General features: G+C 33.5%; 12 protein-coding genes. 11 read left to right on the top strand and 1 reads right to left on the bottom strand.

Annotated features, from left to right (window positions below; all coding sequences use genetic code 11):
• The first annotated feature begins 20 nt into the window (after positions 1-20).
• On the top strand, positions 21-1,934 hold the full coding sequence (gene yidC, locus HM985_RS12100) for a membrane protein insertase YidC (protein ID WP_179376510.1): 1,914 nt from the start codon (positions 21-23) through the stop codon (positions 1,932-1,934).
• Positions 1,935-2,036: 102 nt separating this feature from the next.
• Positions 2,037-2,453 carry a GNAT family N-acetyltransferase gene (locus HM985_RS12095; protein ID WP_179376509.1) on the top strand — a complete coding sequence of 139 codons (417 nt, stop codon included), beginning with the start codon at positions 2,037-2,039 and terminating at the stop codon, positions 2,451-2,453.
• 89 nt (positions 2,454-2,542) lie between these two features.
• Here the strand turns inward: HM985_RS12095 and HM985_RS12090 are convergent, their stop codons facing one another.
• Positions 2,543-3,541 carry a fasciclin domain-containing protein gene (locus tag HM985_RS12090; protein ID WP_179376508.1) on the bottom strand — a complete coding sequence of 333 codons (999 nt, stop codon included), beginning with the start codon at positions 3,539-3,541 and terminating at the stop codon, positions 2,543-2,545.
• Between the two features lie 64 nt (positions 3,542-3,605).
• On the opposite strand from HM985_RS12090, the gene HM985_RS12085 reads away from it, so the two are divergent.
• The 9 genes from HM985_RS12085 to HM985_RS12045 all read left to right on the top strand — a co-directional run bounded on the left by HM985_RS12085 (position 3,606) and on the right by HM985_RS12045 (position 13,126).
• Positions 3,606-4,316, top strand: a complete 711-nt coding sequence (locus HM985_RS12085; protein ID WP_179376507.1) for a toxin-antitoxin system YwqK family antitoxin — start codon at positions 3,606-3,608, stop codon at positions 4,314-4,316.
• A gap of 256 nt (positions 4,317-4,572) precedes the next feature.
• Entirely contained in the window at positions 4,573-5,760 is a 1,188-nt protein-coding gene (gene mnmA / locus HM985_RS12080) for a tRNA 2-thiouridine(34) synthase MnmA (RefSeq protein WP_179376506.1), read from the top strand.
• A 110-nt stretch (positions 5,761-5,870) separates the two neighbouring features.
• The gene (locus HM985_RS12075; RefSeq protein ID WP_179376505.1) at positions 5,871-7,484 is read left to right on the top strand and encodes a S8 family serine peptidase; all 1,614 of its coding nucleotides are present in this window, start codon (positions 5,871-5,873) and stop codon (positions 7,482-7,484) included.
• Between the two features lies 1 nt (position 7,485).
• Positions 7,486-8,427: an NAD(P)H-dependent flavin oxidoreductase gene (locus HM985_RS12070; protein WP_179376504.1), complete on the top strand. Its 942-nt coding sequence runs from the start codon at positions 7,486-7,488 to the stop codon at positions 8,425-8,427.
• Positions 8,428-8,644: 217 nt separating this feature from the next.
• Positions 8,645-10,117 (top strand): potassium/proton antiporter, encoded by a 1,473-nt coding sequence (locus HM985_RS12065; RefSeq protein WP_179376503.1) that lies wholly within the window; start codon positions 8,645-8,647, stop codon positions 10,115-10,117.
• Between the two features lie 117 nt (positions 10,118-10,234).
• Entirely contained in the window at positions 10,235-10,744 is a 510-nt protein-coding gene (locus HM985_RS12060) for a DUF3124 domain-containing protein (protein WP_179376502.1), read from the top strand.
• 81 nt (positions 10,745-10,825) lie between these two features.
• Positions 10,826-12,205 carry an MATE family efflux transporter gene (locus tag HM985_RS12055; RefSeq protein WP_179376501.1) on the top strand — a complete coding sequence of 460 codons (1,380 nt, stop codon included), beginning with the start codon at positions 10,826-10,828 and terminating at the stop codon, positions 12,203-12,205.
• Between the two features lie 124 nt (positions 12,206-12,329).
• A complete protein-coding gene (locus HM985_RS12050) occupies positions 12,330-12,557 on the top strand; it encodes a hypothetical protein (RefSeq protein WP_179376500.1) in 228 nt (75 codons plus the stop codon).
• A 2-nt stretch (positions 12,558-12,559) separates the two neighbouring features.
• Complete coding sequence (locus tag HM985_RS12045; protein WP_179376499.1) at positions 12,560-13,126, top strand: phosphatase PAP2 family protein; 567 nt, start codon at positions 12,560-12,562, stop codon at positions 13,124-13,126.
• The last annotated feature ends 9 nt before the right edge of the window (positions 13,127-13,135 follow it).

The following is a 13,135-nucleotide window of genomic DNA, read 5'->3' as shown; positions in this document are numbered from 1 at the left end:
TGGTCGAAAATTAAAAATAAATGGAAGAAAAGAAATTCGACGTAAAATCTATTATAGGTTTCGTACTCATTTTTGGTATATTATTATTTATAATGTATCAAAACCAACCCACTCCAGAAGAACTTGCAGCACAGGAAAAAGCAGAGCAAGAAAAAGGGGAAGCTGAAAATAATCAAAGTAAGCAAAATGATACCTTAATAACGACTTCAAGTGATTATTCTAATAATTCACAAGTTTTAGATTCGACTCAAAAAGTAGCACTTCAAAATAAAGTGGGTGCTTTTGCATATGCCTTAAACTTACCATCAGCGTCAGAAAAGCAAACAACTGTAACTACAGATGTATTTGAATTAAAATTCAATAATAAAGGGGGCCATCTTGCAGAGGTTAAATTAAGAAATTTTGTAGACTATGATTCTGTACCTGTTTATATGGTAAAAGATCAGAATAGCGCATTTAATATCACCTTTGGGACATCAGATAACAGAACTTTAAATACACAAGATTTTCCTTTTGAACCAACGATTACTAAAAATGGTGAGAATACTATAGTTTCTATGAAACTAAAAATATCGGAATCTTCGTTTTTAGAATACCGTTATGAGTTGAAGCCTAATGATTATATGATTGACTTTTCAATTAAATCTCAAGGTTTAAGTGGAGTCTTTAATACATCGCAACCAATCACTTTAGATTGGAAACAAAAAAGTATTCGTCATTCTAAAAGTATTACTTACGAGAATCGCTACACGCGTTTAACTTATATGCACGATGACGGTAAGGTTGATAAATTATCGCAAACGAGTAATGATGACGAGATGATAAGTGATGTAGACTGGTTATCTTACAGACAACACTTTTTTAGTTCTATTTTAGTGGCTAACGACAGTCGTTTTAATGATGTGGCAATAACGTCATTAGACTTGGTTGAAGATGAAGAAATAGATACAACGCATACAAAGTTATATACAACCAAAATGCCATTGGCATATTCTGGTGGTGAGTTAAATAAAAACTTTGGTTTGTATTACGGGCCAACGTCAAATACAATATTAAAAGAGTATGATAAAGAGCTAGAAGAAAGTATTCCTTTTGGTTGGGGTATTTTTGGTTGGATTAATAAAATGCTTTTTATACCTCTATTTGGTTTCTTAAGTAGCTTTTTACCTTATGGTATTGCGATTATTGTGATGACTATTTTAGTAAAAATCTTATTATCATTTGTACAATACAAGCAGTTCTTATCACAGGCTAAGATGAAAATCTTAAAACCAGAATTAGATGCTGTAAGAGAAAAGTATAAAGACAATAAATTAAAAGCTCAGCAAGAAACGATGGCTATCCAAAGTAGAGCAGGGGCAAGTCCATTGAGTGGTTGTTTACCGGGTTTAATGCAGATTCCGGTGTTCTACGCTTTGTTTCAGTTTTTCCCAACAGCTTTTGATTTAAGACAAAAAAGCTTTCTTTGGGCAGACGATTTAAGTTCTTTCGATTCTGTTTTAGATTTACCATTTCATATTCCTTTATATGGAGATCATGTTAGTTTATTTCCAATATTAGCGGCTATAGCAATTTTCTTTTATATGAAAATGACCACAGGGCAGCAAGTGGCAAACCAGCCAACTCAAGAAGGAATGCCAGATATGGCTAAAATGATGAAGTACATGATTTACTTCTCACCATTAATGATGTTAGTATTCTTTAATAATTATGCTTCTGGTTTAAGTTTATATTACTTTATATCGAACTCAATTAGTATTGGGATTATGTTAGTGATTAAAAACTATATCATTGATGAAGATAAGGTATTAGCTAAGATTGAAGTCAGCAAAACGAAGCCAAAGAAACAAAACAAGTTTCAGAAAAAAATGGCAGAGATGATGGAGCAAGCTGAGCAGCAAAAACAAGCACAACAAAAAGGGAAGAAGAAATAATATAAGTTTTTAATTGCCTTGTGAGTATGAATACTCATGGAATAATATAAATTAAGCCTTAGCACATGGTGTTAAGGCTTAATTATTTTATAATTTTAAACAATGACAATTGAAACATGTACTCCCGACGATATTAAAAAAATAATAGAAGGTATTAATGTCTATAACTTAGATCAAGTTGAAGCTTTAGCACCAATCTGGACGTCTTTAGATTTTACGATTAAAAATGAAGACAAGATTGTTATTGGTGGAATTTTAGCAGGAATTAATTACTGGAACAGTTTAGAAATTAAAATCTTGTGGGTTGATGAGAAGTACAGATCTAAAGGTTTAGGAACAAAACTATTAAAGCATTTAGAATTTGTTGCGCAACAAAAGGGAGCTACTATGGCTATGGTAGATACTTATGATTTTCAAGCAGAAGATTTCTATATTAAAAATGATTATGATGTTGTAGGCGAAGTAAAAAATGTTCCAAAAGGCCACAGAAGAATCTATTTTTCTAAAGTTATAGCATAAAGAAACCCAAATCGTAAAATGTTTGGGTTTCTTTAATTATATATTTTATAAAATAAGAGAGTGTGGCCTCAAAAGGTGTTACTTCAATTTTATGGTGCAGGTAAAAGTACCGTATCAATAACATGTACGACACCATTAATAGATTGAATGTCAACTAAGCTACTTACAATATTACTTACACGATCATTAGGATCTGTTAATGTAAATGCAGTGTTGTCAGCAGTAATATCTCCCCCTAAAGTGGTCACAACTCCATTAGGTAAACCACTAGATTGAATATTTCCACTTACAATATGATACGTTAAAACCGCATCAACAGTTGCAGGATCTAAATCAGCAAGGGCTGTATTTCCTGAAGGATCTAACTCTAATAAAAGATTAGCAAAGGCATCGTTAGATGGGGCAAATACAGTAAATGGTCCAGTAGCGGCGTCAGATACTGTTGCTATGTAAGGTACAGTTGGTGTTTCTGTATCAGCCAATTGTAAGGCTGCTACTAAATTTGATAAAGCCGGATTTGTTGTTGCAAATGTTGCAATAGTTGGTAAAGCAATAACTTCATCAACAATATGCACTATACCGTTGCTTGCTATGTTATCTGCGCTAGTAACTGTAGAAGATCCGTTTAAAGCAACTCCATCATTAGTTGTAAAATAGATGCTTAAGTTAGCATCGTTTGGACCTGTTGCAGCAGTATTTGTATATCCAGAACCAGCATCTACCAAATCAGTAGAGGTTAAAGTAGAACCGATAATGACATGGTTTAATAAAATATTTTTTACTAACGCTTCTTCGTCAGCAGATAAGTTATCTAAGTCTAAACCAGTATCAGATAATAATTGTTCAAAAGCATCATTTGTTGGTGCAAATACTGTAAATGGTCCGTCACCTTGTAAAGTGGTCACTAAATCAGTTGCCTCTAAAGCAGCAGCTAAAGATGTTAAGTTGTTTGCTAGCGCTACATCAACAACGGTTGTTGGCGCTGGCGTTGGTGTTACAGTATTGTCGTCATCATCACTGCAGGCAGTTGTACCTATCACTAATAGAAATACTGTAAGTAATTTGAAGTTTTTTGAAATAATTTTCATTGTTTTGAGTTTTTAAATAGTTCAACATTCAAACCCTGACCGGTTTGTTTAACAAAATTACATAATGATTAAACAAATTATTTACACAGTTTTTACTTTAACACTATTTTTAACATCTTTGAATGCTCAAAAATCTGAAAATCAGTTTGATAATAATGGTAAGCGTCATGGTTTTTGGACCAAAGACTATTACCAAACCAATCAGAAAAGATATGAAGGCACTTTTAAGCATGGTAAGGAAATCGATTCATTTAAGTTTTATACCTTATCAGGAGGTAAAAGTGTATTGAGTGCAGTAAAGATTTTTAATGAGAAAGACAGTATTGCAGATGTCAAGTTTTTTGCTTCTAATAAAAAGGTGATAAGCGAAGGGCGTATGGATGGCAAAAGATTTGTTGAGAAATGGGTGTTTTATCATAAAAATTCTTTAGAAAAAATGATTGTTGAAAATTACAATTCTGAAGGCTTACTTTCAGGAGAACGTTTTGTTTATTACCTTAATGGTGTGTTAGCTGAAAGCGCACATTATAAAGATGGAAAACTAGACGGTGAAGCCAAGTGGTTTTCAGAACAGAACAAATTATTGCGCCATACCTTCTATAAAAAGGATCAATTAGATGGAAAAACCATATATTATGGGCCTGATGGCATTATAACATCAGAAGGCAATTATGTTATGGACCAAAAGAAAGGGGTGTGGAAATATTACAAAGATGGTAAAGTAACGAAAGAAGTGGATCATACAACTCAAGAGGTGATTTCAAAAAAAGAATAGTTTATAGCTATGGTTCTCATAGTATTTCAGAATGGCAATCTTAATAGGATTGCCTTTTTTATTTTGTAATTTTGCTGAAATTTTTCGAACTAAGAACGGCGTTTCTCTTTAGTAGAGTTAGGTCACTTCGAGTGAATTCATTTTTATGAATTTTGTATCGAGAAATAATTTAAGTTAAGAATGTTCTCGATACAATTCCGATAGAAAAAATCGAAATCACTCGAACGGACATCTAGATAAAAAGTGTATAAATAATATGAAAAGAGTCATTGTAGGACTTTCAGGAGGAGTAGATTCTAGCGTTGCAGCCTATCTTTTAAAAGAGCAAGGCTATGAAGTTATAGGTCTTTTTATGAAGAATTGGCACGATGATACCGTGACTATTTCAGACGAATGTCCTTGGTTAGAAGATAGTAATGATGCCATGCTAGTGGCAGATAAATTAGGGATTCCTTTTCAAACCGTAGATTTAAGCGAGCAATATAAAGAGCGTATTGTAGACTATATGTTTAATGAATACGAAAAAGGACGTACACCAAACCCAGATGTACTTTGTAATCGAGAAATAAAATTTGATGTCTTTATGGATATCGCTTTAGAGTTAGGAGCAGATTATGTGGCTACGGGGCACTATTGCAGAAAAAGTACGATTGAAAAAGATGGAGAAGAAGTGCATCAACTTTTAGCAGGTGCCGACGGAAATAAAGATCAATCTTATTTCTTATGTCAATTGTCGCAAAAACAATTGGCCAAAGCATTATTTCCTATTGGTGAATTAATAAAACCAGAAGTTAGAGAAATAGCTAAAGCTCAAGATTTAATTACAGCAGATAAGAAAGATTCTCAAGGGTTATGTTTTATTGGTAAGGTAAGATTACCAGAGTTTTTACAACAGCAATTAAAACCGAAAGAAGGAAATATTGTTGAAATTGATTCTGAATTTAAAATTTATAAGCAACCAAAACCAGTATTTGACTCTAAAGAAAAAGAATTAGAATTCTTGTCTAAAAAACCAGAATATACAGTTTCAGACGGAAAAATAGTAGGGAAACATCAAGGGGCTCATTATTTTACTAAAGGCCAACGAAAAGGTCTTGGAGTTGGTGGAACTGTAGAACCGTTATTTGTTATTGATACGGATGTTAACGAGAATGTGATTTATACAGGCCAAGGAAAACAACATCCAGGTTTGTATAGAAATGTATTATTCGTTACTAATGAAGAATTACATTGGGTACGTACGGATTTAGCTTTAAAAGAGGGTGAAACAATGGCTGTATTAGCAAGAATACGTTATAGACAAACTTTAGATAAAGCAACCTTGCATAAAGTAGCTTCAGGACTATACGTAGAGTTTGAAAATAAGCAATCTGCGATTACAGAAGGACAATTTGTAGCTTGGTATCTTGGAGATGAGTTGGTCGGTTCTGGAGTTATTTCTTAAGTAACTTATAGATTAATTTTTTGATGGATGAAATACAGATCGTCAGTTCCATACAATTTTAACTTTTTTAGTTAATAATTGTATGGCGAACAACTTATATTTATAATTCTATGAAAAATATTTTTACAACACTACTTTTAATTTTTGTTACAAGCACTTATGCACAAGAAGATGCATGGGTTTACTTTACAGATAAACCAAATGTTTCAGCTTCAATTGCAAATCCAATTAGCATACTTTCACAAAAAGCAATCGACAGAAAACAGAATCATAACATAGCAATTGATGAACGCGATGTCCCAGTAAGTGAAGCTTATATTTCAGATTTAAAACTTCAAACAGGAATAACAGTTTTAGCAAAATCTAAATGGTTTAATGCAGTGCATGTGAGAGGTGCCGAAATAGATATTTCGGCATTGAGTAATCTAGCTTTTGTAGAGGATATAGATTTTGCAAATAATAATTTAGACTCAGATTCAAGAACTTCAAATCAGCAACAAATAAAAGATGTTGAAGATGAAACGATTGCTTTTACTTACGGAAATACGGAGAACCAAGTAGAAATGATAAGTGCAGATCAATTGCATCTTGATGATTTTACGGGGGAAGGAATTACAGTAGCGGTTATGGATTCTGGCTTTCCAAATGTCAATACAATGGGGGCTTTTGAACGTTTAAGAGCTAATGGGAATTTACTTAATGGTTATGATTTTGTAGATAGAACTTCAGAAATTTATGATTATACATCAAGCAATCATGGGACTAAAGTGTTGAGTGCCATGGCAGGTTATGTTCAAGATAATTTTGTAGGTACGGCACCTGATGCGTCCTATTATTTATTTAGAACAGAGGATGCCTCAAGTGAAAATCCGGTAGAAGAAAGTTATTGGGTAGAAGCAGCAGAACGTGCAGATAGTTTGGGGGTCGATATGATCAATACATCTTTGGGGTACACAACATATGATAATCCTAATTACAGTTATTCGCCTTCAGATATGAACGGACAGACGGCTTATATTTCTAAAGGTGCTTCTATAGCAGCAGAAAAAGGAATTTTAGTGGTTGTAAGTGCCGGTAATTCGGGGGCTACAGATTGGCAAACGGTAGGTGCACCAGGAGATTCACCAGATGTATTATCTATAGGTGGCGTAGATGAAGATGGAGTTTATGTATCGTTTAGTTCGCAAGGCAGTAGTGCGCAGGTTGGCTATCAAAAACCAGATGTGGTGGCCAGAGCTGGAAATGCTTTTGTTATTAGTGAATTTAATAGTGTTGTTCAAAATAACGGAACGTCATTTAGTAGTCCCATTGTTTGTGGAGGTATTGCTTCGTTATGGCAGGCGGTTCCTGAAGCTTCCCCGACTGAAGTTAAAAATTATGTAAGGCAATCAGCGTCTCAATTTAATACACCAGATCATTTTTTAGGTTATGGAATTCCTAATTTAAATTTAGCTAGAAATTTATTTTTATCTGTTGAAGATAATCCTATTGAAAGTTTTGAATTTTACCCTAATCCTGTGATCTCTCAACTGAATGTTACATTTCCTTCTAATATTGAGAATGTTGAAATTGTGATCTATAATCAATTGGGGCAAGTTGTCATAAACAAAGTAATTAGTAATAACGGAAATGCTTTAAATGTTTCAAGTTTAGCTTCAGGTATCTATTTAATGAAACTTTTAGGGAGTAATAAGGCAATAACAGTCAAATTTATAAAACAATAATATGGCAAATAGAATCACTTCCCTTTTCAATATAAAATATCCAATTATCCAAGCAGGAATGATTTGGAACAGTGGTTGGAAATTAGCTTCTGCAGCAAGTAATTCAGGGATATTAGGTTTAATAGGTGCGGGGTCTATGTATCCAGATGTCTTTAGGGCACATGTTCAGAAATGTAAAGCAGCAACGGATCAACCTTTTGGAGTTAATGTGCCAATGCTATATCCGAATGTTCAAGAAATCATGGATATAATTGTAGAGGAAGGTGTGAAAATTGTATTTACATCAGCTGGAAATCCTAAAACGTGGACTAAATTTTTACAAGACAAAGGGATAACAGTAGTACATGTTGTGAGTAGCGTAAAATTTGCATTAAAAGCGCAAGCAGCAGGAGTGGATGCCATTGTAGCTGAGGGTTTTGAAGCAGGCGGACATAATGGAAGAGATGAAACGACGACGCTGACGTTAATACCAATGGTAAAAGAACAACTTGAAATTCCATTAATTGCAGCAGGAGGGATTGCTACAGGAAAAGCCATGTTAGCTTGTATGGTTTTAGGTGCTGATGGTGTACAGGTGGGGAGCCGATTTGTCGCGAGTGAAGAATCTTCAGCACACCAAGCCTTTAAACAAGTGGTGGTGGATGCTAAAGAAGGAGACACGCAATTAACGTTAAAAGAATTAGCACCCGTCAGACTAATTAAGAATAAATTTTATAACGAGGTTCAAGAGCTTTATAAAACAAGTCCTACACCAGAGCAGCTTAAAGAATTATTAGGTAGGGCAAGATCTAAACGCGGCATGTTCGAAGGAGATTTAGAGGATGGGGAATTAGAGATTGGTCAAATAGCAGGTTTAATCCATGACGTAAAGCCTGTTACAGAAATTGTAAAAACGATGATTGCAGAATTTGAAGAGGCTAAGAAATCGATCCATTCTTTGTAATCGCTAGTTGAGACAAGAAAAGAATTTGTAACTGTTTATTAAGTCGTTGTTAATGTGTTAATTAATGGTCTTTAATAGTGTTAAATACCTTAGTTATGAAGCATTTTATAGCAAACTTGATAATTCATTCTTTTATTAATTTTTAAAGCCGTCTATTTAGCGTCATTAATTGATAAAAAAACTAAATTTGCTTTAGTTCAAATTTGACAATAAAAGAATGAATTTAACCATTGAAAACATATTATTAGTTGGCTCTATACTACTATTTATTAGTATTGTAGTAGGTAAGACTTCTTATAAATTTGGTGTGCCTACATTAATACTATTCTTAGGTATTGGTATGTTAGCTGGTTCTGATGGCATTGGTGGTATTCGTTTTGATGATCCCAAACTAGCACAGTTTATAGGGATTGTTTCTCTTAATTTTATATTATTTTCAGGTGGTCTCGATACCAATTTTAAATCTATAAAACCAGTTTTAAAAGAAGGTTTGGTACTTTCTACCTTAGGCGTTTTTCTTACAGCAGCCACCTTAGGAGGTTTTGTCTGGTTTGTTACCGATTTTACAATCTATGAAAGTATGTTGTTAGGGTCCATTGTGTCTTCTACAGATGCTGCAGCGGTATTCTCTATTTTACGATCTAAGAATTTGGCATTAAAAACAAATTTGAGACCTACATTAGAGCTTGAAAGTGGAAGTAATGACCCTATGGCTTACGTTCTAACGTTGGCATGTTTAACTTTAGTCATTAACCAAGATGAAAGTATTTTGTCTATGATCTTCTTGTTTCTTCAGCAGATGATTTTAGGGGGTATTGCAGGATTTGCTTTTGGTAAATTGAGCGAGGTCATTATTAATAAAATTAAGTTAGGCTTTGAAGGACTTTATCCTGTTTTGGTGATCGCCTTAATGTTCATCACTTTCTCTGCGACTGGTGTTGTAGGCGGAAATGGGTTTTTAGCGATTTATATTTGTGCAGTCTATTTAGGAAATCAAGATTTAATACATAAATCGACCATTTTAAAAATGTTTGATGGTATAGCCTGGTTAATGCAAATAGTGCTTTTCCTTACGCTTGGGTTACTTGTATTTCCATCACAAATTATTCCCTATATGGGCATCGGTTTACTTATTTCAATATTCTTAATCCTTGTCGCTAGACCTGTAAGTGTTTTTATAAGTTTAATGTTTTTTAAAATGAAATTAAAAAGACGTTTTTATATTTCATGGGTGGGCTTACGTGGTGCAGTACCTATTGTATTTGCAACTTATCCATTATTAGCAGGGATTGATAAAGCGAATATGATTTTTAATATTGTATTTTTTATTTCAGTGACATCGATTTTAATTCAAGGAACAACATTGTCAGTTTTTGCAAAATGGCTAAAAGTAGCTTTGCCAGAAAAAGTGAAACCTATAGCAGAAAACGACAGATATATTCTTAATCTTCCTAAATCAGCGATGGAAGAAGTTGCAATTCCACCCAATAGTTTCGCGGTTGATAAACGAATTATAGATTTGCATTTTCCAAATTCTGCTTTTATTGTCATGATAAAACGTAATAATAAATTTGTGAGACCTGGCGGTTCCACGATCATTGAAGCAAATGATACACTTGTACTTCTATTAGATAATGAAGACAGTTTAGGTGAAGTAAATGAGATTCTTAATAGTGTTAAAATAGCTTAATTATAGAGGTATTTATAATTTAAACGCCGATTGAAGTCTAAAGAAATTAGCGTTATAAATTGTAGAAATAATAGCATAATGTTATTTTTATGATCTTCAAACCATTAATGATGCCTTATGAAAAAAATTATAGTTTTAGTTTTCGCTTTTTATAGTTTTTATTCATGCGATCACGTTTCAAATGATGAGGAATATGAAAAAATCAATTGGAAGGAAAGAATAGCAACACGCAAGGCTTCAGACTCTTTAGAAGTGGGCAAATCTTATTTGTCTGTATATTCTCAAATTTATAGTTATTCACAACATAAGACTTATAACCTAACGGCAATGGTGAGTATGAGAAATACAAGTGCTACTGATAGTCTGTATTTGTTTAAAGTAGATTATTACGATACACATGGCGAATTATTAAAAACATATTTTGATCAACCTGTGTTTGTTAGACCTATGGAAACTTTAGATATTGTGATTAATGAGGTTGATATCGCTGGGGGAACAGGTGGTAATTTTATCTTCGATTGGAAAACACCTATAGGAGCCTCAGAACCTGTTTTTGAAGGCGTAATGACTTCTACATCAGGTCAACAAGGTCTATCATTTGTAACACAAGCGAAACGACTAGATTGATTTTTTTTGAAGCTGAAAGATTTCAAATTATTTAAGAAATAATTCATTCTTAAAACTAATTGGAAGTATTACTTTTGCACCATGGTTTTAAGCAACTACACTAAAGAATTTAGATACAATTTACGACTAGCATCTCCTGTAATGTTAGGCATGCTTGGTCATACATTTGTAAGTTTTGTAGACAACGTTATGGTTGGTCAATTAGGGGCAGCAGAATTAGCAGCCGTATCCTTAGGGAATAGTTTTATATTTATAGCCATGTCATTGGGAATCGGTTTTTCTACAGCCATTACACCATTGGTTGCAGAGGCTGATACAGAAAATGATTTTGATAAGGGTAAATCGGTATTTAAGCATGGTTTGTTTTTATGCACGGTTTTAGGTCTTGTATTATTCGTTTTGTTACTATTTGCTAAACCATTAATGTACATTATGGATCAGCCCAAAGAGGTGGTAGACTTGGCGATACCTTATTTAGACTTAGTAGCTTTTTCACTTGTACCTTTAATTGTATTTCAGGCATTTAAGCAATTTAGTGATGGTTTATCACTAACAAAATACCCTATGTATGCTACTATTGTGGCCAATTTACTTAATGTAGCAATAAACTATGTACTGATTTTTGGAAAATTAGGTTTTCCAGAAATGGGAATTGTCGGTGCTGCTGTCGGAACATTGGTGTCTCGTTTTGTAATGGTCGCTTATTTATGGTGGTTACTTGCTAAACGCGAAAAATCTAAAGCTTACGTGACCAATCTAAAGTTCTTCACCTTAAGTAAACAACCGATAAAGAAATTGACCAACTTAGGATTGCCTAGTGCATTACAAATGTTCTTTGAAGTAGGGATATTTACGGCCGCCATTTGGTTAAGTGGTACTTTAGGAGCTAATGCACAAGCCGCCAATCAAATTGCATTAAATTTATCTTCAATGACCTTTATGGTGGCGACAGGATTAAGTGTTGCAGCGATGATTAGAGTGGGGAATCAAAAAGGATTAAAGGATTATTCGGCCCTAAAGCGTATTGCAGAATCAATATTTATGGTTGGGTTTATTTTTGCGGTTCTTTTTGCTTTATTATTTGTTGTTTTTCATGAGTTCTTACCAACAATGTATGTCGATTTAGATGATCCTGTTAATAGAGTAGATACCACCGAAGTGGTAACAATTGCAGCGACTTTATTGTTAGCTGCTGCGGTTTTTCAAATAACAGACAGCCTACAGGTTATTGCACTTGGCGCGTTAAGAGGACTGCAAGATGTTAAAATACCTACCGTAATTACTTTTATATCTTATTGGGTGATTGGTTTTCCTATTTGTTATTATTTAGGAAAAGAAGAGATGTATGGTAGTTTTGGGATATGGATTGGACTTATAGTAGGCTTAAGCGTCGCGGCTATTATGCTGTTTATAAGATTTCATTTGCTTACCGAAAAATTAATTTCAAAAACATCAAATTAATACTGATTTTATAAGCCTATTCGATATTTCATTATTAGTCGAAGAGCTCAATCTAAATCGATATATTTGCAACTTAAGTTAAATTAAGCAGCGAGCTTTTGGCTTCAAACATTAAATTTATGACATGGAACTACCAAAATTCATATTAGGTGATAACACTGATTATCCGAATGCAATTTTTATTATTCATACAGAATTCCCACGTTTTATCATTAATCTTGAAGATGATGAAGTTGAATGGTTTGAAGAATTTGATCAACACGACGAAAAGGAATTAGAGAGCGAAACTGAAAACTATATTCAAGAAGCTACTGAGTTTTACGATAGAGAAATAGCGAGATACGACGATTAATAATGTTAGAGCAACTTATAGAATTAGATAAAAACCTATTTTTATATCTCAATAATTTGGGATCTGAATCTTGGGATGGATTATGGTTAGTGATTACCAATAAACTGTGCTCTATTCCATTATATGCAATATTACTTGTCTTAATTTATAAGAAATATGGCTGGAAAGGAATTTTATTATTAGTTTTCGTGGTTGCCGCAATGATCACATTTACAGATCAAATTACCAATGTTTTTAAAGATACTTTTCAAAGAGCACGTCCATGTAGAGCAGAAGGGGTGATGGATTTAACACGTTTTGTTGCTCCACGTTGTGGAAAATATGGGTTTTTCTCTGGTCATGCTTCTAATTCTATGTCTGTAGCTATTTTTACAGGTTTGCTTTTAAAGCCTTATTTTAAAAACTTAATTTATCTACTACTTATTTGGAGTTTAATAGTGGCTTATAGTCGTATTTATGTAGGTGTGCATTATCCTTTAGATATCCTTTGTGGTCTAACTTTTGGTACTATTGCTGGATTTGGGTTTTACAAACTTTACAACTATCTTTTTAAACGCTATGTAGCATAAGCGCTATAA

Origin of the sequence: Winogradskyella wichelsiae (assembly GCF_013403925.1) — a bacterium.
GTDB lineage: Bacteria > Bacteroidota > Bacteroidia > Flavobacteriales > Flavobacteriaceae > Winogradskyella > Winogradskyella wichelsiae.
The sequence above is the reverse complement of the archived record's forward strand: the minus strand, read 5'-3'. Positions and strand labels throughout refer to the sequence as shown.